We start from the raw sequence: 23036 nt of genomic DNA on the forward strand, positions 1-23036 counted from the left end.
GAGGTTACCTGGTTGTGTTGATAAGTGAAAGTAAATCCGCAACTTTTTTATGCTTTTCTATGGGATGTCTTAAGGGTTTATCATGTTTAACCGTATAGGTGTTTTGGCGACCATGTTTTTTACATGTGACGTAATGATCATTTTTGAGTTCTTTAATAATTTGATGAACGGCACGTTCCGTAATGCCTACAGTAGTAGAAATTTCTTTCATGGTAATATCGTGTTTTTGATTGAGGACGAATAAAATATGAGCATGGTTTGAAAAAAAAGTCCATTGGCTTGCTTTCATAACATCAATGTAGCATTGATTATTCATGAAGTTAAGTTCATGTATTGTTTTTTAAAAAATTATTTTTATGCGTGAGTTATCATTAAAGTCTGATAAAACATGCTGTTAGATAGATGGCTATAAACCTCTACTAAAAAGTAAAAGTATAATCGCAAATACTATAATGTTATTTAGAGAATAAACTATAATGAAGAAAAAGCTTATTGCTTTTGATCTAGGTGGCCATAATTTACGTGCAGCATTGATTGATCAAGAGCTTAATATTCTAGAAAAAAAATCTGAACGAACAGTTTCTGGTCGTAAACTTTCTGATGTTATTGATCAGATAAAAAACCTTTATCAGGCTTTAAGCAAGGATAAGCTTTTACCCATCAGTTTGTCTATCCCAGGCTATGTTAAAAAAGACCAAACCATTGCCTGTGCACCCAATTTTCCACAGTGGATCAATATCAAAATTATAGATCAAATATGCCAAGCAATGAACTTATCTATAGAACAGTGTCATACGCTCAATGATGCCAATGCTGTAATGCTAGCAGAGCAAAAATTAGGCAATGCACAAGGTATCAGTGATTGTTTGTATCTGGGTATAGGTACGGGTATAGGTGGAGCAATTGTATCAGATGGCCAGTTGTTAATGGGCCATGATTCAATGGCAGGAGAGTTGGGCCATATGTCTATTCACATGGATGGCCCACTGTGTGGATGTGGAAATTATGGTTGTATTGAAGCTTATGTTTCAGCGTCGGCATTGGAAGCTAAACACCAAAAGAGTCTAAAAGCCATTGCTGATAGTGCCAGAAAAGGTGAAGAGGCTGCACAAAAGGTTTATCATGATCTGGGAAAACATTTGGGTGTAGCCATAGCCTCATTGGTTAATTTATTTAATCCTCAACGTATATTGCTTGGTGGACGGGTGAGCCGCTCAAAAGATTTATTTGAAAACACACTGAATGAAGAATTAAAAGCCCGCTTAAAAAACCATCCTGGTCGGGATGTAGAAGTTATGCCAGCGCATTTAGGCGATGATGCAGGTATGATAGGTGCAGCTGTTGGGTATTTTTCAAAAATCAAAGGATAAGATCCCATAAAATATTAAAGAATTTCTTGCCAATCGCAGTTTGAGCACATAAAAAAACAGGCATGAATCATCAGTCAGTTAGTCAGTTTTTTGGTGCAGTTGTTTTAAGTTTAGTTGGGATTGTTTTTGCGGGTCAGGTTGAGGTCTTACATTGGTGGACATCAGCCAGTGAGGCAGAATCGGTTAATGTCCTTAAGAACTTACTAGAAAAAGAGGGGCATGCTTGGAAAGATTTTGCTGTTGCTGGCGGTGGCGGTGAAAATGCCATGACCGTATTAAAAAGTAGAGTGGTTTCGGGTAATGCGCCAACGGCTGCGCAAATTAAAGGTCCTGCAATTCAAGAGTGGGCCAGTATGGGAATGAATGCTAACTTGGATGCGGTTGCAAAAGCTGAAAAATGGGACAGCAAAATTTATACACCGCTTATTGATCACCTTAAATACAACAAACACTATGTGGCGGTTCCTGTGAATATTCATAGGGTCAACTGGTTATGGGTAAATCCCAGTGTCTTTAAAAAGGCAAAAGTTAAAGTCCCCACAAGCTGGCAAGAGTTAGAATCTGCTGCACAGGCCTTGCAAGCTTATGCCGTTAAAAATAAACTCAAAAACTTTACACCCATAGCGCATGGCGGACAAAACTGGCAAGATGCCACTGTGTTTGAAGCTATTGTCTTGTCTGAAGGTGGTTCTCAACTATATACCGATGCATTTATAAACTTAAAAAAAGAAGCGCTGACAGGCGCAGCCATGCAAAATGTCTTTAAAAAACTTAGAAACTATAAGCGATATACTGATAAAGGCAGCACTGGTAGAGATTGGAATCAGGCAACAGCCATGGTGATAAAAGGCAATGCCGGCATGCAAATCATGGGTGATTGGGCCAAAGGTGAGTTTGTAAAAGCCGGTAAAAAACCGGGTGTAGATTATTTATGTGTACCTGTGCCAGGCACCCAAGGTGATTTTACTTACAATGTCGATAGCTTTGTGATGTTTAAAAGTAAAAACCCAAAATCTGAGGCAGCACAAAATGCTATGGCCAAGCTTATTTTGCAGGAAGAGTTTCAAAAAGTATTCAATATCAATAAAGGTTCAGTACCTGTGAATAAAAATATCAAAGCCAGTGAGTTTGATGCCTGTGGGCAACAGTCCATTAAAGATATCAATGCAAGCATCAGCAATAAAAGTTTCTTGCCAAGCATGGCGCACGGCATGTCAAGTTCACCCGCTGTTCAAGGTGCTATTTTTGATGTTGTGACCAACTTCTTTAACTCTCAACAGTCAGAAAAAGAAGCTGCTGCAAAACTTTATCAATCCATCAAGGCCAGTCAATAGTTTGAAGCTTAAGTTACATCGTCTCTGGGAGAAAGTTGTTGCTAAGGTGATGATTTCTCCCACGCTTATTATCGCTATGGTCTTTATCTATGGCTTTATTGGATGGACGCTTTGGTTATCTATGACCAACTCTACATTGTTACCCAGTCATGAGTTTGTAGGCTTAAAACAATATTATAAACTTTTTCAAAACGATCGTTGGTGGGTGGCCATTAAAAATCTTGGGATTTTTAGTGTTTTGTATGTTGGGATGTGTATAGCCTTGGGTTTGGCTTTGGCTATTTTTTTAGATCAAAAAATTAGAATGGAAAATACCATTCGCAGCATCTACTTGTATCCAATGGCTTTATCTTTTATTGTGACTGGAACCGCCTGGAAATGGATGCTTAATCCCAGTTATGGACTTGAAACAGTTTTGCAAAATCTGGGTTTTGCCAATGCCAGTTTTGATTGGTTGGTCAATCCCAAGATGGCCATTTATACTGTGGTGATTGCAGCTGTTTGGCAATCTTCTGGTTTTGTGATGGCCTTGTTTTTATCAGGTTTAAGAGGTGTGGATGAAAAAATGATTCAGGCTGCCCAGATCGATGGTGCCAACGCATGGCAAATTTATCGTAAAATTATTATTCCAGGCATGTCACCGGTATTTTTTAGCGCCATTATGATTTTAACCCATATTGCCATTAAAAGTTTTGACTTGGTCATGGCTTTGACCCAAGGGGGACCAGGCTATGCTACAGAGTTGCCGGCAACCTTTATGTATACCTTTGCCTTTCAGCGCAGTAAAATGGCCATGGGCTCAGCCAGTGCTGTCATGATGTTAATGGCAGTCATGGCCATTATCGTTCCATTTGTTTATGCTCAAACCAAGGAGCCAAAATAATGCTAAAACACTCCCAAAGATCAAATATACTGATCCGTTGGTCAATATACACTGTCTTGATTGTGATGGCCGTATACTACTTAATTCCGTTTTTTATTATGCTTATGACGTCTTTAAAAAGCATGGCAGATATTCGCTCGGGTAGTTTATTATCTTTACCCAAGAATATTGATTTTTCTGCCTGGTTTAGGGCATGGAATAGTGCGTGTGCCAGTATTGCCTGTGAGGGAGTGCGCCCTTATTTTTTTAATTCCATTAAAATTGTTGTTCCATCAGTTTTAATATCAACAGCCATTGGCGCTTTGAATGGTTATATATTTTCTCATTGGAAATTTAAAGGGTCTGATATTTGTTTTACGGCACTTTTGGTGGGCTGCTTTATTCCTTTTCAAATTATCATTTTACCCATGGCGCAACTTTTAGGTAAAGTTGGTTTATCCAATTCTTATTGGGGCCTGGTTTTGGTGCACGTGATTTATGGTATTGCCGGTACAACATTATTTTTTAGAAACTATTATACCAATATCCCAGCAGAGTTGCTCAATGCAGCTAAAGTGGATGGGGCACATTTTTTCACCATTTTTTTTAAAATCCTACTGCCTTTATCTGGACCTATCATTACGGTGACGGTTATTTGGCAGTTTACTCAAATATGGAATGACTTTTTATTTGGGGTTATTTTTTCTAGTGCCGATACCCAACCCATTACGGTTGCTTTGAATAATTTGGTCAATGTTTCTATGGGAGAAAAAGAGTACAACGTGCATATGGCAGCAGCCATTATTGCGGCTATTCCAACACTCTTGGTGTATGTTTTAGCTGGCAAGTATTTTGTTAGAGGATTAACCGCAGGTTCAGTAAAAGGATAGACGAAGAAATGACACAAGCCTTACAAATCAATAATTTAAATAAATCCTTTGGCCAGCAGCAGATTTTAAAAAATATCAATCTGTCTTTACAGGCTGGAGAGTTTTTAATTTTGGTGGGCCCCAGTGGTTGTGGCAAGAGTACCTTGCTCAATTGTATTGCCGGTTTAGAAAACCCAGATTCTGGCGATATCGTTATTTCAGATAAAAACGTAACGGACCTTCTACCCAAAGACAGAGACATTGCCATGGTCTTTCAATCTTATGCTTTGTACCCCAATATGACAGTAAGAGAGAACTTAGCTTTTGGTATGAAGATGCGTAAGCGTTCTAAAGCGTATATTAATCAAAAAATTGATGAAGTGGCCAAGTCATTGGAGATAGAACATTTATTGTCCCGAAAACCGGCCAAGCTATCTGGTGGACAACGTCAGCGCGTGGCTATGGGCAGAGCCATGGCCAGAACGCCTTCTTTGTTTTTATTTGATGAACCTTTAAGTAACCTAGATGCAAAGTTGCGCGTAGGCATGCGTAAAGAAATTAGGCAACTGCATGATAGCCAAAATTGTGCAACAGTATATGTGACTCATGATCAAATTGAGGCCATGACCTTGGGAGACAGGGTTGCCGTGATGAAAGAGGGGGAAGTGGTACAATTGGATACCCCAGAAAATATTTATGCGCATCCGGTCAATACCTATGTTGCACAATTTATGGGATCGCCCAGTATGAATATTTTTGAAACAAAAATTATCAATAAAAATCAAAAAAGATTTCTGCTCCTTGAGTCAACCGACGCAAACTATGAATTAGAAGCACCACAAAAACTTACAGAGCATGAAAAAGTTTTATTGGGCATACGGCCAGAAGGGATGACTTCAAAGCCTAGTAGAACTTTAGACCCTTTTGAAATAAAAAGTGCAGTAGAATTTACTGAGCCCACTGGTGCAGATACCTTGGTTCACACCACCATTAATAATAAACCGGCAGTGGCCAGGTGCAGGCCAAAACACGTGTGTGCAAAAGGTGAGAGCATGAGTTTGTATTTAAACCAAGCCAATTTTTTGTTTTTTGATCCAAACACCGGAGAAAGAATTCATTAAATACAGCAACGCCCTCAAAAGATGGAGCTTGGCTTTTAGGCTTTGGTTTAATTTCAGATTTTAAAGATATCCATTGGTTTTTAGCGCATAATCGTATACGTTTTCGAGCTTTCGTCGTAATTTTATAGAATAAAATAAGTTCTTATTAGGGAATGTATTATGGAAGCTAAATCAAATATTATAAATTCATATCAAGGCAGTATCCAGAGTGATATTTTCTCTGGTATCACCGTAGCATTGGCTTTGGTTCCAGAAGCTGTAGCTTTTGCGTTTGTTGCAGGCGTATCGCCCATTGTAGGTTTGTATGGAGCATTTATGATGTGTTTAATCACATCTATTTTTGGTGGACGCCCAGGCATGATTTCAGGGGCTACTGGGGCAATGGCGGTTGTGATGGTTCATTTGGTCAGTGAAGGAAATGCCTTGGGGCCTGCTGGTGCATACACCGGCGTACAGTATCTGTTTTTAACACTTTTACTGGTTGGAATACTGCAAGCTTTGGCAGGAATATTTAAAATGGGTAAACTGATTCGATTGGTGCCCAGCCCGGTAATGATGGGTTTTGTCAATGGCTTGGCTATTGTTATCTTCTTGTCTCAATTGAACATGCTTAAAGTGAATGGACAGTGGTTGGCTGGTCAAACAATGCTGACCATGCTGATATTGATTGGCATAACTTTGATTTTACTGTTTTTAATTCCAAAAATTCATAAAAAAGCACCCGGCGCGTTGATCGCAATTATTGTGGTTACACTCTTGGTTCTTGCCCTTAAGCTGGATACATCAACGGTACTTTCTTTTATTCAGTCTAATGGAGGAACAGGAATTAAGGGGCAGTTGCCCAGCTTTCATTTTCCTAAAGTGGCAATGAACCTGACTACTCTTCAGTTTATTTTTCCTTATGCCATGATTTTGGCAGCCATTGGTTTGATTGAGTCGCTGATGACCTTAAACCTTATTGATGATTTAACCAAAACTCGCGGTAATGGCAACAAGGAATGCATTGCACAGGGTTTAGGGAACTTTGTTAACGGTCTGTTTGGTGGCATGGGAGGCTGTGCAATGATTGGACAAAGTATGATTAATATAAGTTCAGGAGGAAGGGGAAGGTTATCAGGTATTACGGCCGCTTTATCTTTATTGGTGTTTATTTTATTTGGCTCTCAATACATTGAAGCAGTTCCTATTGCAGCGTTGGTAGGCGTTATGTTTTTTGTGGTATTTAAAACCTTTGCTTGGAACACATTTAAAATTATAAACAAAGTTCCAAAATGGGATGTAGCCATTATTATTATTGTTACAGTTTTAACTGTTGTATTTGATTTAGCTATTGCGGTAGTCAGTGGAGTTATTATTTCAGCACTTTTATTTTCTTGGGAAAATGCATTACGAATCAGAGCCCGCAAACGCATTGATGAAAAAGGAATCAAGCATTATGAAATTTATGGACCTTTGTTTTTTGGTTCAACAGCGCTGTTTGCCAGTAAATTTGATGCAGAGAACGATCCGGATGAAGTTATTATTGATTTTAAAGACTCACGAGTGATGGATCAGTCTGCTATAGAAATCATCAATAAAATTGCTGAAGACTATTTAAAACATGGTAAAAACATTCACCTTAGACATTTGAGTAAAGATTGCACAAGACTGATCAAAAAAGCAGAAAAAATTTGTGATGTGAATGTTCTGGAAGATCCAGATTATTTTGTCAGTATTGATAATTATAAACAGTACAAGTTAAGTCGGTAAAGTTATTCTTAGAATAATATTTATGCAGGTAAAAAATAAACTGCGCTAAACTATGCAAAGCTAGCAAATCTTTTATTTAGAGCTTTAAAGGTTCTAACCATTATGAGTCTATAGTTGAACTAAGAATATTAGAGTTTAAATATTCATCATATCTATACGGAGAAGGTGTAAAGAAAAAAATGACATGTTCTGAAGTCATAAAAAAATACAAACTGTACCCGGAACCTTGGAGAAGTAAGTTGTTAAAGTTAAGAGAGTTGATTTTTGCAACAGCAGAAAAAAACCAACACATTGATGGTCTCATAGAATCTTTAAAATGGGGTGAACCTAGCTATACGCCAAGACAAAAAAACATAGGAACATCCCTTAGACTGAGTTGGTCAAAAAAGAAACCCCATCAGTATGGAATATATGTGCCTTGTCAAAGCAATTTAATTGCCCAGTATCAATTAATGTTTGGTGAAACGTTAAACTATGAAGGCAAACGAGGCTTGATTTTTTATGAAAAAGACAGACTTCCTAAAAAAACCATTGAAGCCTGCATTCATATGGCACTTAATTATCACTTGAACAAAAAAACAATCAGGCATAAATTTTAAATATGCATATTGACTACATCAAATTAATTGGCAATCAGATTAACGCGTACTTTGAAGACCTTGCACATTTAAGAATAACCATCTTTAGAGAGTTTCCTTATCTTTATGAAGGTAGCTATGCTGAGGAAAAACAATACATAAAGACCTATCAAAACTCTAAAAAAAGTTTACTTGTCTTGGCCAAGCATAATGATCAAATTATCGGGGCCACAACGTGTATACCTATGGCAGATGAAACAGAAGAATTTTATCAAAGCTTTTTAGATTATAAAATAGATATAAGCCAAGTATTTTATTTTGGTGAGTCCGTTATTTTAAAAGAATTTAGAGGCAATAAAATAGGTCATGAATTTTTTAAACTTAGAGAAAGCCATGCCAAACAGCACATGCAAGATTTAAAGTACACAAGTTTTTGCGCAGTGGACAGAGCAAAAGATCATCCTTTAAGACCAGATGACTACACACCACTGAATAACTTTTGGCAGAGAATGGGATATAAAAAACATGATGACATGAAAGTCTATTATTCATGGAAAGATGTTGATCGACAACAAGAAGATACAAAAGCAATGACTGTTTGGTTGAAACAGTGGGCTTAAGTCGTTAAATAAAGACGAACTAGTTCGATCCCAAGACAATCTTGAGCAAAAAATCATAGCAAAAGTAAACACAAATATAAGGTGGTTGGTGGAGCCTAGGGGGATCGAACCCCTGACCTCAACGCTGCCAGCGTTGCGCTCTCCCAGCTGAGCTAAGGCCCCGTAAGATATATGTGCTTATATGGTATTTGAGCAAAGATGCAAATTTTTTTTTTGAGCGGCATCAATTTTACCAGGCAATTTTTTTGCCATCTGCAAAAAAATGACCCGTAGGACCACCCTTTGGAAGTTGTGCCGCCCAGAGTATGCCTGGTATAGCTTCTTCTACACTTCTATCTGCATAGGGACTGCCCATATCTGTGCGGACCCAGCCGGGACTGATACAGTTAACATTGATGGAATAGGATTTAAAGTCTTGGGCTAAGATCGAGGTGATGGCATTGAGGGCGGTTTTAGACACACGGTAAGCAGCGTAATTGGCTTGCATGCTATCGATTTGTCCCATGCGTGAAGAAACGTTGACTACATTGGCATGCGGAGACTTTTTTAATAAGGGCAATAAAGCATGGCTGAGATAATAAGGGGCTAAACTGTTGACGGTGAAAGCAGAATGAAACTGTGATTGCTTTTCTGGTACTGAAATTGAATTTTGTTGCAGGAGAGGGTCATCAGCGCCAATTTTTGGGCCAGGCAAGATACCAGCGTTGTTAATAAGGATATTCAAATGCGAAGTGTAGTTCTGAACAGACTCTAAGAGTAAAGGAATTTCTTCTAAATTGTTTAAATCAAAAACAAGGGGAATGGCGCGGTCAGAGTTTAAATTTTGGGCAGACTGTTCCACTGCTTTGGATCTTTTGCCCAACATCAGCACTGTATAATCTTGTTTAAGTAATGCCTCACAAAGACCAAAGCCAATGCCTCTGTTGGCACCGGTAACCAAGGCAACGTTTTGTTTTACCATGATGTCCAGTATAAAAATGTAATCAGTCCGCTTTTTTTGCAGATGCGGTCTTTTTGGTTTTTTTGCGACTTGCTTTGGGTTTTACTGGGGCTTCATCCTCAACTTCTATTTTTGAATTGGTGATGTCTTTGAGTTTACTGGATTGGCTATTAATTCGATTGTTGATGGCAACCACTTTTTCACTTAAGGCTTTGAGCTCTGCATTTTTAATTTTATTGCTTTCCACCAATTCAAGTGCTTTTTCACCTAAAACCATGAGATGTTGCTGTTTTTCTTTTTCTAAAAAGGTCTTATCCAGTTTAACCTTACCAATATGAAAAAAGCGATCAGACTCATTTTTACATAGTTTTAGTTTTTCAAGGGCCTTATCCCAAAAAGAAAGCGCTTTATCTTGATCATTCATACAATTATTGTAACAAATTAGCCGGCTAAGTGGCAGTATTTTTTGTATTTTTAACGAAAAGGTAAAAGTACTCACCAGCAGAAAATACAGAAAGGCCTGTAGCAATGTACAGCAGGACTAAGCCTAACTCAGAAGCAAGGATGTTGTATTGCTTAAGGAGTATAACTTTGCCTAACAATAAAAGTGCAATCGCAAACGATTGAACCATGGTTTTACTTTTACCTAAACCGCTGGACAAAATTTGAACACCTCGCTGCATGGCAATACTTCGTAAGGTGTTGATGATCAATTCTCGTCCAATCAGCACAATCACCAACCAAACCATCACCAAATCTTGCCCCATGAGTAATAATAAAGCACTGGTGACCATGAGCTTATCAGCCATAGGGTCTAGGACTTTGCCTAAAAAAGTGATCTGACCGGTTTTACGAGCAATATAACCGTCCAAAAAATCAGTGAACATGGCCAAAGAAAAAATAAGACAAGAATAAAACTTAATAGACTGGTGGGTCTCCAAATAACTGAAAACAAAATAGAGTAAAGGAATCAGCAATAAACGGCCCATACTCAGACAATTGGGTAGAGTTAATACTTTGTTGTGGGTTTTAGAAAGACTGTAAGTTTGTTGCGGTGTTGCTGGCTTCAAAGTGAGTGTAATACTGTCTTACCTTTTTGATATAGTCAATAGTTTCTTGATAGGGAGGCACACCTTTGTACTTGTTAACAGCAGTGGTTCCAGCATTATAGGCAGCCAAGGCATGATCCATGTCTTGGTATTGGCTCAATAAAGTACGTAAAAGTTTTAAACCAGCGCGTAAGTTTTGTTCAGGGTCAAAAGAGTTTTTTACTTGCAGTTGCGCCGCAGTTTTTGGCATCAACTGCATTAAGCCTTGAGCCCCCTTTTTTGAAACCGCCATAGGGTCAAAATTGGATTCTGCTTTGATCACAGCTTTAGCCAAAGCCACTGAAATATTGTATTTTGGCGCTAAAGTATGAATGAGCTGAGTGATGTCGCGTTGTGGCACTGCGGGCTTTTGTTTTTTAACTAGCTTGTGTTGGATAATAATACGCGAGGATTTTAAAGTTTTCTTTTCTGCTTGTACATGGTTGGGTGGGGCGTTGGTGTAGACTTTTTTACCATTAACGTAGTAAATATACAGTGAGTTGGCATGAACTGTAGAAAAAACACAAAAAAAGATATTAAGTAATACAGTGTAATTAAAAATAGAATTCATAATAAAAATAATTTGTTGAATTTATATAAAAGTTTACCATTTTTTTAAAAAAAGTAAAAAATAAATTTAATTCTTTTTAATTAAATAGTTATGAAAAAAATAAAAGCATGAATAAAGCTTGATTTTGCACTATATATATGGAAACATAGGGCAATCAATGGCAATTTAATAGTTTATTGTACAAAGGATGTATACAATGTCACGTAAAAAAATATCTACTACAGTGTATATCACTGAAGAACAAAATGAAATGCTCAAGTTATTAAATAAAAAAACCAAAGTCCCCATTGCAGAGTATATCAGACAAGGTATTGACCTTGTCTTAAAAGAATACGAAAACGAAATCCCAGGTCAAATGACATTTTAACTTAGTTTTATCAACCAGTACCCAAAGGTACCGGCTACCTTTGGGTACAAAACACAATACAAATGAAACAATCCTTTTCATATGTACTCCCTTTATGCAAAAGCTAATATATGTTGTCTTTTGCTATTGAAATAAGGTACGAAGCCAGAGTTATTTATGTCGATTAAAAAAGAAAATATTAGAAACTTTAGCATCATTGCCCATATTGATCATGGCAAATCTACACTTGCAGACCGCTTTTTAGAGATTTGTGGTGCGGTTGAAAATAGAAATATGAAAGCGCAATATCTGGATGGTATGGACTTGGAGCGTGAACGTGGCATTACCATTAAAGCGCAAGCAGCACGCATGTTGTATACTGCAAAAAATGGTGAGACTTACCAACTTAATTTGATTGATACCCCTGGGCATGTGGATTTTTCTTATGAAGTTTCACGCAGTTTGGCTGCGTGTGAAGGTGCGGTATTGTTGGTAGACGCTTCGCAAGGCGTGCAAGCTCAGACCTTAGCCCATACTTATGAAGCCATCTCGCAAGATTTAGAAATTATTTTAGCCTTAAATAAAGTGGATTTACCCAACGCCGACCCTGAGCGCATTAAGCAGGAAGTTGAAGAAATTATTGGTTTAGACACTTCAGATACCATTGCCATCAGTGCCAAGGATGGCACCAATGTGGTGGAGTTGTTGGAGCAAATTGTAGAAAAGTTACCTGCCCCTACCATTGACACAGAAGAAGAAGGTCTTAAAGCCTTGCTTTTTGATAGCTGGTACGATGCCTACTTGGGCGTTATTTCTTTAATTAAAGTGGTCAGTGGTAAAATTGTCAAAGGCAGTAAAGTGCAATTTATGTCCACGGGTAAAAAATACGATATTGATCAAGTGGGGGTGTTAACGCCTAAACCCATGCAAGTCGATAGTATTGAAGCTGGCGAAGTAGGCTTTTTTTCTGCATCCATTAAAGAGGTGACAGAAGCCAAGGTGGGTGACACCGTTACTTTAGCTGAAAAGCCATGCAAACAAGCTTTTCCAGGATTTCAGGAAGTTAAACCTACGGTCTTTTGCGGGATTTTTCCCACTGCGGATCAAAACTTTGATGAATTGCGTGATGCTTTAGAAAAACTCAAACTCAATGATTCTTCGTTCAGTTTTGAGGCGGAAACATCGACTGCCTTGGGCTTTGGCTTTAGGTGTGGGTTTTTGGGCTTGTTGCATATGGAAATTATTCAGGAGCGACTGGAGCGAGAATACGACATGTCTGTGATTACCACAGCCCCTACCGTAGTCTACCAAGTGACCAGAACTGATGGTGAAGTACAGTATCTAGACAACCCAGCGTTGATGCCGGAACCACAAGAGATTGACCATATTGCGGAGCCTATTATTAAAGCCACCATTCATACCCCTAGTGATTATGTGGGTGGAATTATGAAGTTATGCCAAGATAAACGTGGTAAGCAAATCAGCATGGAATATGCCAGTCAAAATAGAGTGGTCCTGACCTATGATTTACCTTTGAGTGAAGTGGTGTTTGATTTTTACGATAAACTTAAGTCGGTATCCAAGGGGTATTCATCTTTGGATTATGAATTTGATCGCTATGAGCGTTCAACCATGGTGAAAATGGATATGTTGATCAACGGTAATTCTGTGGATGCTTTATCCTTAATTGTGCATAAAGATAATGCCTATTATAGAGGGCGTGAGTTGGCCAAAAAACTCAAAGAAGTGATTCCAAGACAGATGTATGAAGTGGCCATTCAAGCAGCCATTGGTAATAAAATTGTTTCCAGAGAAAGCATCTCCGCCATGCGCAAAAATGTAACCGCCAAATGTTATGGCGGTGACTTAAGCCGTAAACGCAAACTCCTAGAAAAACAAAAAGAAGGTAAAAAACGCATGAAACGTTTAGGCAACGTAGAAGTGCCACAAGAAGCGTTTTTAGCGATATTAAAGATAGATTAAAAATAATGAACTTGCGAAGCAAGTGAGTCACGGGAGTGATAAAATGCAAACCGCGTTTGCATTTTAGAGAGGGTTGTGAAACCCTTTTAAAAAAGGAGCGAAGCGGGAGAAGTGCCACAAGAAGCCTTCTTGGCGATATTAAAGATAGATTAAGAAGTTTATCAGCTGGGTAACAAGCGAATAGGCAAGGGAGTAAAAAAACATAAACTGAGTTTGTGTTTTGAGAGGGGCGTTTGGTCCCTTAAATTGAGAGTAAAGAAAGACTCTTTTTTTTGAAGTGTGTTACAATAAGTTATCTATGTTACATCTGAAAATTCATAAAAAATTTGATGTGGATGGCTTTACTTTAGTTGAATTGATGATTGTTATTGTTATCGCGGGGCTTTTAGCGTCTATTGCGGCTACCAGCTACTATAAATACATCAAAAACTCAAAGTTGTCTGAAGGCTATTTGTACCTTAGAAAAATGTACGATGGGGCTGTTACCTACGCAAGTGAACCAGGCTTGTTGTACACGAGTGATAATCAGGTTTATCCAAAAAAACATCTTTTTGGCACTTTTTACTCCAGAGTACCTGATAATAACAATGATTACTCTTTTATGTGTCCGCCAAAAAACGGTTTAAAAGAAGTGGTCTACTTTGAGTTAAATGATCCGTCTCTTCGAGGGCCGTCCGGAAACCGAATTATGAATAACCCTAATCATGGTATTGATATTTTTGGGTTTAGTTTGTCTGAACAAAATGTTGGTTCAGACACGCTGTATAGCAATACAAAGCCGGGATATTTTGCCTTTGCGAATGTTGGAGATCCAAGTTTGGCAACACTTCTTGCGTCTGAGGGAAAGAACGCAACATTTGAAACCAGCAACGATATTGAAATTACAAATTCATTATGGGTGTATGCAGATTTAGATGGAGATTTTGATTGTGATAGTGACGGTGAAGAAATAGGTCAGCTCATCATGGAACCTTCTGAAAGAAGCAACTGGGACACCTTAACGATGATGATGAGAGGAATTTATAAGGACACAGTTTCAGGTGAAATTATGGGTACGGAAGGTATTTATATTGAAAACAAAGGCGAATAAAGCTTCTATTTTTTATATTTTAAAAAAGCACCTTTTTGGTTTTTATGAAAAATATATCTTTCAATCTATTTACGCTTTTTAAGTATACGTTTTCATATTATATAATTACACATTAATGAGATAAAGTGGTGAAACATTGAACTTTTAGTTCATAAAAACCTGTTTAAGGGATTTATCGATTGTAAAGGTCTGTTTGTTGTGCTACGCATTATTATTGTTTAATTTAGTGATAGGGTAAAATATGAAAAAGTTTCTAGTGTGCGTATCTTTATCAATAGTGTTGGGTTTTAGTTTGAAAGTTATGGCTCAAGCTTCTCAGGGCTGTGAATGTATTGATGAAGGTGTCATTGATCATTTGGAAGGATTGATTCATAAAGGCGTTTTTTTCTCTAATGTATCTACATTTAACATCATAGAAAAAGAAAATATGCCGGGTAAGCCTTTTCGCAATACTGAAAAGCTTTACGATTCGTGCACATACACTGTTGATGTTGAGATTAAAGCCAATACATGTGATGCTGAATCAAACTGTCAGGTAGAGCAAGTGCATGCATATTCAGATTGCCGCTTGGTGGATGGTACACGTTGGTCTAAATACTGTTCTTCCGCTGAACTGGCCTTCTTTGGACGCTGTGCTCACAGAAGAACTGTCCATATTGAGTGTAGAGAGTCCGATCGTGGAGTTAAGTTTGAAACATGGGTTAATTTAAGTAACCCTTATTATTTCATGGATGAAAAGAATCCTATAAAAATTTATCCTGCTGCCAAAAGTCCTAGTTTTTATAGAGGTGATCAAAACTAGGTCTAGATTGCATATTAAATTAAGTCAGATTTAGAAAAAGACATTGCTTCCGTGATGAATTTTGATATAGCGTCTCTTTAAGATGAAACGTTCTTACAGTTCTAATCTGGGTAAAGTTAACTTTAATTTTTTTCAAATTTTCTTTTTTTTTGCTTTAGCTTTTGGGGTTTATGCTTCTATTAAATATTTCCCTGTCATCCAGACCCGTTCACAACTGCTTGAGATTTTGGGTGAGGCTTCGTTTAAAGCCAAAAGACAAGATCCAGAAGTGGTTAAAGCCGCCATCATTGATGCTGCGCGCAGAAAAATGGGTATAGCCATTGATGCTGATGATATTGAAATCAAACGACTAGAAGGCTTTGTTGAAGTAAAGTTGAAGTGGCAACCTATTATTGACTGGGGCTTTGGTCATCGGCGGATGTTAACCTTTAATCTTGAAAAAGAAAGAGCCATTTACTAGGCTTATGGCGCAGCATCTGCTCAATATTGATGATCTAAGCCTGAATGATATTGAACGTATTTTTCAAAAAGCCCATGAGTTTTATTCGCATCCAAACACGTTAACAACAACTGGATACGGCAGAGATATTGCTTTATGTTTTTGGGAAAATAGCACACGTACTCGGGTTTCGTTTGAACTGGCGGCCAAGTATTTAAATCACAGACCCATGTATTTGTATGCCAAACAAAGCAGCACTGAAAAAGGTGAAAGTTTGCTCGATACCCTTTTGACTCTTTATGCCACTGGGATAGCTTGTTTTGTGATTCGTCATCCACAGGATCAGTATTATGTTAATTTAAGAGATGAATTGCCGGAAGATATGATTTTGATCAATGCTGGAGATGGCAAACAAGGCCACCCCAGCCAAGCTTTGTTGGATGTGTTTACCTTGCAACAAAACAATAAATCTTTGCCAGGGTTAAAAGTTTTGTTTGTTGGGGATGTGGAACACAGTAGAGTGGTGCGTTCCAATGTGAAATTAATGCACAAAATGCAAGCAGAATGTTGGGCCTATGTGCCGGAGTATTTAAAATCTGCAGAGAATATCACCCACTTAGAGTACAAAGATAACTTAGACCAAGCCCTTGCTGAATGTGATGTGGTGATGATGCTCAGAGCGCAAGATGAGCGTTGGGGTGACCAAGTCACCGAGCACAGTAACGGGCATGCTGAAAATAAAAGTTACTTAAAGCACCATGGTTTAAATCAAGAGCGTTTGAAGTTGTTGCAAAAAGATGCTTTAATTTTGCATCCTGGGCCGTTTAGAAGAAATGTAGAAATTGATGAAGAGGTTTTACAGGATCAAAGGTGTCTCATTTGGAAACAAGTACACAATGGTGTTTATGTGCGTATGGCTATTTTTGATATCTTACTTGGGGGGCAAACTTAATGAAGACATTGATTAGAGGTGCAGTTGTTATAGATCCTAGCCAAAATTTAAATGCCAAAAAAAACATATTGATCAAGGATTCTATTGTAGAGGCCATTCTTGATCCTCAAGAAACAGTTTCATCTCTTGATCAAAGCATTGATCTTGATGAAAAGTGCTTTGTTGCTCCTGGTTTGGTGGATATGCATGTGCATTTTAGAGATCCAGGGCAAGTGCATAAAGAAGACTTAAAAAGTGGTTCTTTGGCCGCTGTTGCTGGAGGCTATACCTCAGTCATGTGCATGCCCAATACTTATCCACCCAATGATAATGTTGAGACCACGCGTTATATTGTTGAGAAAGCCAAAAAAGAAGCGGTTTGCCATGTTTACCCAGTGGGTGCAATTTCAAAGTCTTTGATGGGAGAGAAAATGGCACCCTTAGAAGAATTAAAAGCAGCAGGCTGTGTCGCTTTCTCTGATGATGGCAGGCCTTGCAAAGAAACCCAAGTATTTAAAGCTGCCATGCAGCTTGCAGCACAATTGAATGTTCCTGTTATTGAACACTGCGAAGACTTAGAGCTTTCAAAAGGAAAGACCACCATCAGCAACGGCGAGGTTGCCAAAAAATTGGGCTTAGAAGGCTTAGATAGTGATGTTGAAACCATGGATGTTCTAAGAAGTATAACTCTAGCCAGTGAAACCGGATGCCATTTGCATTTGGCACATCTATCCTGCAAAGAGTCCATTGAAATTTTACGCAAAATCAAGCCTAAGATGACCAATATCAGTGCTGAAGTTTGCCCGCATCATTTATTTTTAACAACACAAAGTATTTTACAGTATGAAAGCAATGCCAAAATGTACCCACCTTTGCGGCATGATGCGGACAATGTTGTATTGCAGGCAGCCTTAGCAGAAGGATTGATTGACGTTATTGCAACAGACCATGCCCCGCATACAGAAGATGAAAAAGGTCATGAATTTTGTAGTGCTCCCAACGGTATTTTAGGCTTACAAACGGCATTGGCCAGCAGTTTGCAGATGGTGGACGAAGGAAAAATGAGTTTATTCAGTCTCATTGAGAGAATGAGTACACAACCCGCTCAATTGGCACACTTGAATGCGGGTACGTTACGACCTGGCAGCAAGGCAGATTTATGTGTTTTTATGCAAAAAAAAGGAGAAAAGTTGAGTCAAGACCATAACTTTTCTAAATCTAGCAATTCACCCTTATGGGATATTGATTTGTATGGAAAAGTGTTGATGACCTTTGTTGAGGGGAAAATAGTTTATGGAGAATATTAAAATGAAGGCACTTTTGTTATTGGAGGATGGTACTGTTCTTCAGGGTAAAGGTTTTGGTGCGCAAGGCATTGCCTGTGGTGAGTTGGTATTTAATACGTCCATGACCGGTTATCAGGAAATGCTCACCGATCCATCTTACTGCGGCCAAGTGTTAACCTTAACCTATCCCATGATTGGGAGTTATGGCACCAATAAGCAAGACTGGGAATCCAAAAATATTTGGGCCAGTGCCCTGGTGGTGGGTAATTATGTTGATTATCCAAGTCACTATGGCAATGAAGCAAGTCTAGCCAACTATTTAAAAGAAAATAATATTGTTGGTATTGAGGGAGTGGATACCCGGTATATTACTTTGAAAATTAGGGAAAAAGGCGCCATGAAATGTGTAGTGGCCTGTGGTGATTATGATATCCAAGATTTAAAAGCAAAGCTTAGCGATATCCCTGATATGCAAGGGGCAGCTTTAGCAGGGGAGGTCAGTTGTAAGCAGCCCTATACCTGGAATCCAGACAGTCAAAGTGAAGATTGTGTGGTGGTGATTGATTGTGGTGTTAAACATAATATTTTACGTCATCTTGCGGCTTTGGGTTTTAAAGTGGAAGTGGTGCCTTATAACACCAGCTTTGAACAGATTGTTCAATTGAGTCCAAAGGGAATCATGGTGTCCAATGGCCCTGGAGATCCAGACGCGGTTGAAGGTTTGCCAGAAGTCTTGCAACGGTGTTTTGGTCGTTTTCCCATATTGGGAATTTGTCTGGGTCATCAGATCTTAGCATTGGCCCTTGGAGCAAAAACCTACAAACTTGATTTTGGTCACCATGGCGGTAATCACCCGGTGCACAATAAGATCAAAAATAAAATTGAAATCACTGCACAAAACCATGGTTTTGCAGTGGATGCTGAGAGTTTAAAAAACGAAGGTGTAAAACAATACAAAGATTTACGGTTAACGCATATTCATTTAACCGATAATACCGTAGAAGGTTTTGATATTGAGTCGATTGCATTACAGTCCATTCAATATCATCCAGAAGCATCTCCTGGCCCCAATGATGCAGAGTATATTTTTGAGGATTTTAAGCGATGTATAAAGAAGTTTTGGGACAAATAGCAGATTTTTTTTCAGAAGAGCGCTATCAGCAAGAGTTTTCTGAAGCCAAAAAAGATTACTTCGATGAAGCCGGTAAGGCTTTTGAAGATGAACCGGATTATGAACTTAAAATTTCTGGTTTTTTAGAGTGGTATCTTTTGGATCGAATATTGGATAAAGAAAGAGAAACACCCGCAGAACACTTTGCTAAAACGCATCAGGACGCTGTTGATAAAGAGTTTTTACAAGCGCTGCTGGAAAGTCAGCGCAGTTTATTCAATATAAAAAACATCAAAAAATATATTTTAGAAGATCTTTTGTATCAACCCAAAACAACCTACACCTTAGATCAATCTTGTATTGAAGAAAAAGCGCTGCTTGGCTTAAATAAAAACCAAGTCATTGACGCCCGGATCTTTAAATATCAGGACAAAATTCATATCATGGATACTATCTTTGCGCACAGTGTGGAAGCAAGTGCAGTGATTAAAAAAGAGCTGAAAAACAATCAGCATTTGGTGAGAAAAAATATATCAACTGTTTTGGACTTTGCTTATATGGCACATAGGCGTCAACAGTTTTCACATGTGGATATCAAAGATGTCTACTCCTTAGAAAAAATTAAACAGCTAAGAGCGCAAGTTATGCAGCAAAAAAAGGATAAAAGTTGAGCTGTGTTAGAAATATAAGGTTATTCTATTTGGATAAAGAGAGGGTGAAATGCCAAAGAGAACAGATATAAAGAGTGTTTTAGTGATTGGGTCTGGTCCAATTGTTATTGGGCAGGCCTGTGAGTTTGATTACAGTGGCACTCAGGCCTTAAAAGCGCTTAAAGAAGAAGGCTATAAAGTGATTTTGGTTAATTCAAACCCTGCCACAATTATGACCGATCCTATTTATTCAGATGTGACCTACATTGAGCCTTTGAATGTAGAAACTCTAAGCAAAATTATTGAAAAAGAACGACCAAACGCCTTGCTTTCTACCATGGGAGGCCAAACTGCCTTGAACTTGGCCATGGATTTGGCCAAAGAAGGGGTACTTGAAGCGTATAATGTAGAAGTCATTGGCGCCAACATTGAATCGATTGAAAAAGCTGAAAATAGAGAGCGCTTTAAACAAGCCATGAATAAAATTGGTGTTCCTCAACCCAAGAATGGTTATGTACATAGTTTAGAGGAAGCCAGAAAACTCAAAGAAGAAATAGGCTTACCAGCAATTATCCGGCCATCCTTTACCTTGGGTGGCTCAGGTGCCAGCATGGCGTTCAATGATAAAGAGTTTGAAAAACTGGTGCTCAATGCCCTGCATTTCAGTCCTATTTCTGAGGTTTTAATAGAAGAGTCCATCTTAGGTTGGAAAGAGTATGAGTTGGAAATGATGCGTGACAAAAACGACAATGTTGTGGTTGTTTGCACCATTGAGAATCTAGATCCCGTAGGTGTTCACACCGGAGACAGTATTACTGTGGCGCCAAGCCAAACACTCAGCGACAAAGATTATCAAAAGTTACGAGACTACTCGTTAAAAATCATGCGTGAAATTGGTGTTGATTCTGGCGGATCTAATATCCAGTATGCGGTGAATCCAGAAAATGGTGAAGTTTATGTTATTGAGATGAACCCAAGAGTTTCACGCAGCTCTGCTTTGGCTTCAAAGGCCACAGGTTACCCTATTGCCAAGATTGCTGCCAAACTTGCTGTTGGCTATACCTTAGATGAGATTAGCAATGATATTACGCAAGTGACCAAGGCATCGTTTGAGCCGAGTATTGATTATGTGGTGACTAAGATCCCACGTTTTGATTTTGCTAAGTTTCCTGAGTCTAACCGTAGTTTGTCGCCTCAAATGAAAGCGGTGGGTGAGGTAATGAGCATGGGTAGAAATTTTTTGGAGTCTTTTCAAAAAGCTTTATGCTCACTAGAAATTAATCTTAATGGTTTAAGTTTAAATCCAGACTATGCGCACACTTTATCCGATGAACAAGTCTTTGCCCAAGTCAGAACGGCAACGCCACAAAGAATCATGTTGCTATCAGAAGCTTTAAAACGTGGCATGAGCATTGAAGATCTTGCTGAAGCCACACAAATTGACCCATGGTTTATTGCTCAAATTCATCAAGTGGTTGTGGCAGAAAATAAAATTCAAGAGCAAAGCCTAGAAAAAATTTCAGCTTTGGATATGCACCATTATAAGTCTTTGGGCTTTTCTGATCATCGTTTGGGGCAATTGCTCAAAGTTGATGAAGATAGTGTGAGAAATCATCGAGTTAAAAATAATGTTTTACCCAACTATAAAGTGGTGGATACCTGTGCCGGTGAGTTTGCAGCAACAACCAATTATTTGTATTCTTGTTATGCGCATGCCAGTGAAGCTGAACCAAGTAACAAGAAAAAAGTGATTATTTTGGGCAGCGGCCCCAATAGAATTGGTCAAGGGGTAGAATTTGATTACTGTTGTGTGCAAGCAAGCCTGGCTCTAAAGGCGATGGATGTTGAAAGCATTATGGTCAACTGTAATCCAGAAACGGTGTCTACAGATTATGATATTTCAGATCGTTTGTATTTTGAACCTTTAAGTTATGAACATGTCCTCAATATTTTAGAGCGTGAACAGCCTGATGGCGTTGTTTTGCAATTTGGTGGGCAAACGCCGCTAAAGTTAGCCAAAGTGATTGCCGATAAAGGTTGGTCTATATTAGGAACAGATTATGATGCCATTGATTTGGCGGAGGATAGAGAACGATTTAAAACTCTATTGCAAGAGCTCAACATTAAACAACCGCAAAATGGCATTGCACAAGACTTTAATGAAGTTTTGCAAGTGGCTAAAAGCATTGAGTATCCATTGGTGGTCAGACCGTCTTATGTTTTAGGTGGAAGGGCAATGGAAATTGTTTACTCACAAGAAGAATTGGAAAATTACTTAAAACGCAATATTGGCTTTACTGAGCAGCAGCATATACTGTTGGATCATTATTTAGATCATTCCATTGAACTGGATGTGGATGCAATCAGTGATGGTCAAAACGCTACGGTTTGCGGTATCATGGAGCATGTTGAGCAAGCGGGTGTCCACTCAGGCGATAGCTCCTGTGTGTTGCCACCCTTTTCAATTAAAGAAAAATTGATGGAGCAAATTAAAGATCATACTCAAAAAATTGCAGCCGCATTAAAGGTTAAAGGCTTTTTAAATATTCAATTTGCCATTCAAAATGATGTTTTGTATTTGATTGAAGTCAATCCCAGAGCCTCACGGACCATACCGTTTGTGAGTAAAGCTGTGGGGAGAAACTTGGTTGCCATGGCCATGGATGTTTTGATGGGCAAAAGCATTGAAAAATTGCCTAAAATTGATTTGAAAAATCTTAAATATTTTGCTGTCAAGTCACCGGTTTTTCCATTTTTAAAGTTTTCAAAATCAGATACCATTTTAGGGCCAGAGATGAAGTCTACTGGAGAGTCCATGGGTAATGATATGTCTTGGGAAGTGGCGTATGCCAAAGCACAGATTGCAGCTGGGAATGAATTACCTTTATCCGGTACAGTTTTTATGAGTTTGAATAATAATGACAAAGAAGAGTGCTTGGACATTGCCAAGCGTATGCGAGATAATGGCTATTCTATAATAGCCACGCGGGGAACAGCTCAATACTTAATTGAGCACGGAGTGCCAGCACAAAAAGTGAATAAAGTGGTTGAAGGCAGACCACATATTGTTGATAAGATTGTCAATGGTGAAGTGGACTTGGTGTTCAATACCACCATGGGCAAACAATCCGTGAAAGATTCTTACTCTATACGGCGTTCAACTTTAGAAAAAGGCGTATCTTATTTTACGACCTTGCAAGGAGCAATGGCTGCCTCCAAGGCGATAGAAAAAATCAAACAAGGTAAAGTAGAGCCCATAGCTTTGCAAACCATGTATGCTTAAAAGCCCAAGCACA

At 38.6% G+C, this 23036-nt stretch carries 23 protein-coding genes and 1 tRNA gene; 18 read left to right on the top strand and 6 right to left on the bottom strand.

Annotated features, from left to right (window positions below):
• Positions 1-4 precede the first annotated feature (4 nt).
• Complete coding sequence (locus MRY82_03525) at positions 5-316, bottom strand: winged helix-turn-helix domain-containing protein (protein MCI5072002.1); 312 nt, start codon at positions 314-316, stop codon at positions 5-7.
• Between the two features lie 160 nt (positions 317-476).
• Between MRY82_03525 and MRY82_03530 the strand changes: the two genes are divergently transcribed.
• The 8 genes from MRY82_03530 (at position 477) to MRY82_03565 (ending at position 8503) form a co-directional block, all read left to right on the top strand.
• Entirely contained in the window at positions 477-1370 is an 894-nt protein-coding gene (locus tag MRY82_03530) for an ROK family protein (protein MCI5072003.1), read from the top strand.
• A gap of 62 nt (positions 1371-1432) precedes the next feature.
• A complete protein-coding gene (locus MRY82_03535; protein MCI5072004.1) occupies positions 1433-2704 on the top strand; it encodes an ABC transporter substrate-binding protein in 1272 nt (423 codons plus the stop codon).
• 49 nt (positions 2705-2753) lie between these two features.
• The gene (locus tag MRY82_03540; GenBank protein ID MCI5072005.1) at positions 2754-3587 is read left to right on the top strand and encodes a sugar ABC transporter permease; all 834 of its coding nucleotides are present in this window, start codon (positions 2754-2756) and stop codon (positions 3585-3587) included.
• Positions 3587-4456 (top strand): carbohydrate ABC transporter permease, encoded by an 870-nt coding sequence (locus tag MRY82_03545; GenBank protein MCI5072006.1) that lies wholly within the window; start codon positions 3587-3589, stop codon positions 4454-4456. Before MRY82_03540 ends, MRY82_03545 begins: the two co-directional genes overlap by 1 nt.
• 8 nt (positions 4457-4464) lie before the next feature.
• Positions 4465-5556: a sn-glycerol-3-phosphate ABC transporter ATP-binding protein UgpC gene (gene ugpC / locus MRY82_03550; GenBank protein ID MCI5072007.1), complete on the top strand. Its 1092-nt coding sequence runs from the start codon at positions 4465-4467 to the stop codon at positions 5554-5556.
• A 159-nt stretch (positions 5557-5715) separates the two neighbouring features.
• Positions 5716-7305 (top strand): SulP family inorganic anion transporter, encoded by a 1590-nt coding sequence (locus MRY82_03555; GenBank protein ID MCI5072008.1) that lies wholly within the window; start codon positions 5716-5718, stop codon positions 7303-7305.
• A 179-nt stretch (positions 7306-7484) separates the two neighbouring features.
• A complete protein-coding gene (locus MRY82_03560; protein MCI5072009.1) occupies positions 7485-7904 on the top strand; it encodes a DUF1801 domain-containing protein in 420 nt (139 codons plus the stop codon).
• 2 nt (positions 7905-7906) lie between these two features.
• On the top strand, positions 7907-8503 hold the full coding sequence (locus tag MRY82_03565; protein MCI5072010.1) for a GNAT family N-acetyltransferase: 597 nt from the start codon (positions 7907-7909) through the stop codon (positions 8501-8503).
• An 86-nt stretch (positions 8504-8589) separates the two neighbouring features.
• Here the strand turns inward: MRY82_03565 and MRY82_03570 are convergent.
• From MRY82_03570 to MRY82_03590, 5 genes are all read right to left on the bottom strand, one after another.
• Positions 8590-8665, bottom strand: a tRNA-Ala gene (locus MRY82_03570).
• 67 nt (positions 8666-8732) lie between these two features.
• Entirely contained in the window at positions 8733-9464 is a 732-nt protein-coding gene (locus MRY82_03575; GenBank protein MCI5072011.1) for an SDR family NAD(P)-dependent oxidoreductase, read from the bottom strand.
• A 22-nt stretch (positions 9465-9486) separates the two neighbouring features.
• Positions 9487-9867 carry a hypothetical protein gene (locus MRY82_03580; GenBank protein ID MCI5072012.1) on the bottom strand — a complete coding sequence of 127 codons (381 nt, stop codon included), beginning with the start codon at positions 9865-9867 and terminating at the stop codon, positions 9487-9489.
• A 25-nt stretch (positions 9868-9892) separates the two neighbouring features.
• Positions 9893-10513: a CDP-diacylglycerol--glycerol-3-phosphate 3-phosphatidyltransferase gene (gene pgsA, locus MRY82_03585; GenBank protein ID MCI5072013.1), complete on the bottom strand. Its 621-nt coding sequence runs from the start codon at positions 10511-10513 to the stop codon at positions 9893-9895.
• Positions 10473-11102 (bottom strand): lytic transglycosylase domain-containing protein, encoded by a 630-nt coding sequence (locus MRY82_03590; protein ID MCI5072014.1) that lies wholly within the window; start codon positions 11100-11102, stop codon positions 10473-10475. Before MRY82_03590 ends, pgsA begins: the two co-directional genes overlap by 41 nt.
• A gap of 196 nt (positions 11103-11298) precedes the next feature.
• On the opposite strand from MRY82_03590, the gene MRY82_03595 reads away from it, so the two are divergent.
• The 10 genes from MRY82_03595 to carB all read left to right on the top strand — a co-directional run bounded on the left by MRY82_03595 (position 11299) and on the right by carB (position 23023).
• Entirely contained in the window at positions 11299-11469 is a 171-nt protein-coding gene (locus MRY82_03595) for a ribbon-helix-helix domain-containing protein (GenBank protein MCI5072015.1), read from the top strand.
• Positions 11470-11625: 156 nt separating this feature from the next.
• On the top strand, positions 11626-13431 hold the full coding sequence (gene lepA / locus MRY82_03600; protein MCI5072016.1) for a translation elongation factor 4: 1806 nt from the start codon (positions 11626-11628) through the stop codon (positions 13429-13431).
• Between the two features lie 298 nt (positions 13432-13729).
• A complete protein-coding gene (locus tag MRY82_03605; GenBank protein ID MCI5072017.1) occupies positions 13730-14521 on the top strand; it encodes a prepilin-type N-terminal cleavage/methylation domain-containing protein in 792 nt (263 codons plus the stop codon).
• Positions 14522-14762: 241 nt separating this feature from the next.
• Positions 14763-15323, top strand: a complete 561-nt coding sequence (locus MRY82_03610; GenBank protein ID MCI5072018.1) for a hypothetical protein — start codon at positions 14763-14765, stop codon at positions 15321-15323.
• Positions 15324-15405: 82 nt separating this feature from the next.
• Complete coding sequence (locus MRY82_03615; protein ID MCI5072019.1) at positions 15406-15783, top strand: hypothetical protein; 378 nt, start codon at positions 15406-15408, stop codon at positions 15781-15783.
• 4 nt (positions 15784-15787) lie between these two features.
• Positions 15788-16714, top strand: coding sequence for an aspartate carbamoyltransferase catalytic subunit (locus MRY82_03620; protein ID MCI5072020.1), 927 nt, complete (start codon positions 15788-15790; stop codon positions 16712-16714).
• Complete coding sequence (locus MRY82_03625; protein ID MCI5072021.1) at positions 16714-18000, top strand: dihydroorotase; 1287 nt, start codon at positions 16714-16716, stop codon at positions 17998-18000. The genes MRY82_03620 and MRY82_03625 overlap by 1 nt, the downstream gene beginning before the upstream one ends.
• The gene (gene carA, locus MRY82_03630; protein ID MCI5072022.1) at positions 17987-19111 is read left to right on the top strand and encodes a glutamine-hydrolyzing carbamoyl-phosphate synthase small subunit; all 1125 of its coding nucleotides are present in this window, start codon (positions 17987-17989) and stop codon (positions 19109-19111) included. The genes MRY82_03625 and carA overlap by 14 nt, the downstream gene beginning before the upstream one ends.
• The gene (locus MRY82_03635) at positions 19084-19761 is read left to right on the top strand and encodes a hypothetical protein (protein ID MCI5072023.1); all 678 of its coding nucleotides are present in this window, start codon (positions 19084-19086) and stop codon (positions 19759-19761) included. Before carA ends, MRY82_03635 begins: the two co-directional genes overlap by 28 nt.
• 49 nt (positions 19762-19810) lie before the next feature.
• Positions 19811-23023, top strand: a complete 3213-nt coding sequence (gene carB / locus MRY82_03640; protein MCI5072024.1) for a carbamoyl-phosphate synthase large subunit — start codon at positions 19811-19813, stop codon at positions 23021-23023.
• Positions 23024-23036: the final 13 nt, after the last annotated feature.

Source organism: bacterium (assembly GCA_022763185.1).
GTDB lineage: Bacteria > Bdellovibrionota_G > JALEGL01 > JALEGL01 > JALEGL01 > JALEGL01.

Coding starts and splice junctions, on each gene's coding strand:
- MRY82_03525 (MCI5072002.1), bottom strand. CDS start 316: ATGAATAATCAATGCTACATTGATGTTATGAAAGCAAGCCAATGGACT.
- MRY82_03530 (MCI5072003.1), top strand. CDS start 477: ATGAAGAAAAAGCTTATTGCTTTTGATCTAGGTGGCCATAATTTACGT.
- MRY82_03535 (MCI5072004.1), top strand. CDS start 1,433: ATGAATCATCAGTCAGTTAGTCAGTTTTTTGGTGCAGTTGTTTTAAGT.
- MRY82_03540 (MCI5072005.1), top strand. CDS start 2,754: ATGATTTCTCCCACGCTTATTATCGCTATGGTCTTTATCTATGGCTTT.
- MRY82_03545 (MCI5072006.1), top strand. CDS start 3,587: ATGCTAAAACACTCCCAAAGATCAAATATACTGATCCGTTGGTCAATA.
- ugpC (MCI5072007.1), top strand. CDS start 4,465: ATGACACAAGCCTTACAAATCAATAATTTAAATAAATCCTTTGGCCAG.
- MRY82_03555 (MCI5072008.1), top strand. CDS start 5,716: ATGGAAGCTAAATCAAATATTATAAATTCATATCAAGGCAGTATCCAG.
- MRY82_03560 (MCI5072009.1), top strand. CDS start 7,485: ATGACATGTTCTGAAGTCATAAAAAAATACAAACTGTACCCGGAACCT.
- MRY82_03565 (MCI5072010.1), top strand. CDS start 7,907: ATGCATATTGACTACATCAAATTAATTGGCAATCAGATTAACGCGTAC.
- MRY82_03575 (MCI5072011.1), bottom strand. CDS start 9,464: ATGGTAAAACAAAACGTTGCCTTGGTTACCGGTGCCAACAGAGGCATT.
- MRY82_03580 (MCI5072012.1), bottom strand. CDS start 9,867: ATGAATGATCAAGATAAAGCGCTTTCTTTTTGGGATAAGGCCCTTGAA.
- MRY82_03590 (MCI5072014.1), bottom strand. CDS start 11,102: ATGAATTCTATTTTTAATTACACTGTATTACTTAATATCTTTTTTTGT.
- MRY82_03595 (MCI5072015.1), top strand. CDS start 11,299: ATGTCACGTAAAAAAATATCTACTACAGTGTATATCACTGAAGAACAA.
- lepA (MCI5072016.1), top strand. CDS start 11,626: ATGTCGATTAAAAAAGAAAATATTAGAAACTTTAGCATCATTGCCCAT.
- MRY82_03605 (MCI5072017.1), top strand. CDS start 13,730: ATGTTACATCTGAAAATTCATAAAAAATTTGATGTGGATGGCTTTACT.
- MRY82_03610 (MCI5072018.1), top strand. CDS start 14,763: ATGAAAAAGTTTCTAGTGTGCGTATCTTTATCAATAGTGTTGGGTTTT.
- MRY82_03615 (MCI5072019.1), top strand. CDS start 15,406: ATGAAACGTTCTTACAGTTCTAATCTGGGTAAAGTTAACTTTAATTTT.
- MRY82_03620 (MCI5072020.1), top strand. CDS start 15,788: ATGGCGCAGCATCTGCTCAATATTGATGATCTAAGCCTGAATGATATT.
- MRY82_03625 (MCI5072021.1), top strand. CDS start 16,714: ATGAAGACATTGATTAGAGGTGCAGTTGTTATAGATCCTAGCCAAAAT.
- carA (MCI5072022.1), top strand. CDS start 17,987: ATGGAGAATATTAAAATGAAGGCACTTTTGTTATTGGAGGATGGTACT.
- MRY82_03635 (MCI5072023.1), top strand. CDS start 19,084: ATGTATAAAGAAGTTTTGGGACAAATAGCAGATTTTTTTTCAGAAGAG.
- carB (MCI5072024.1), top strand. CDS start 19,811: ATGCCAAAGAGAACAGATATAAAGAGTGTTTTAGTGATTGGGTCTGGT.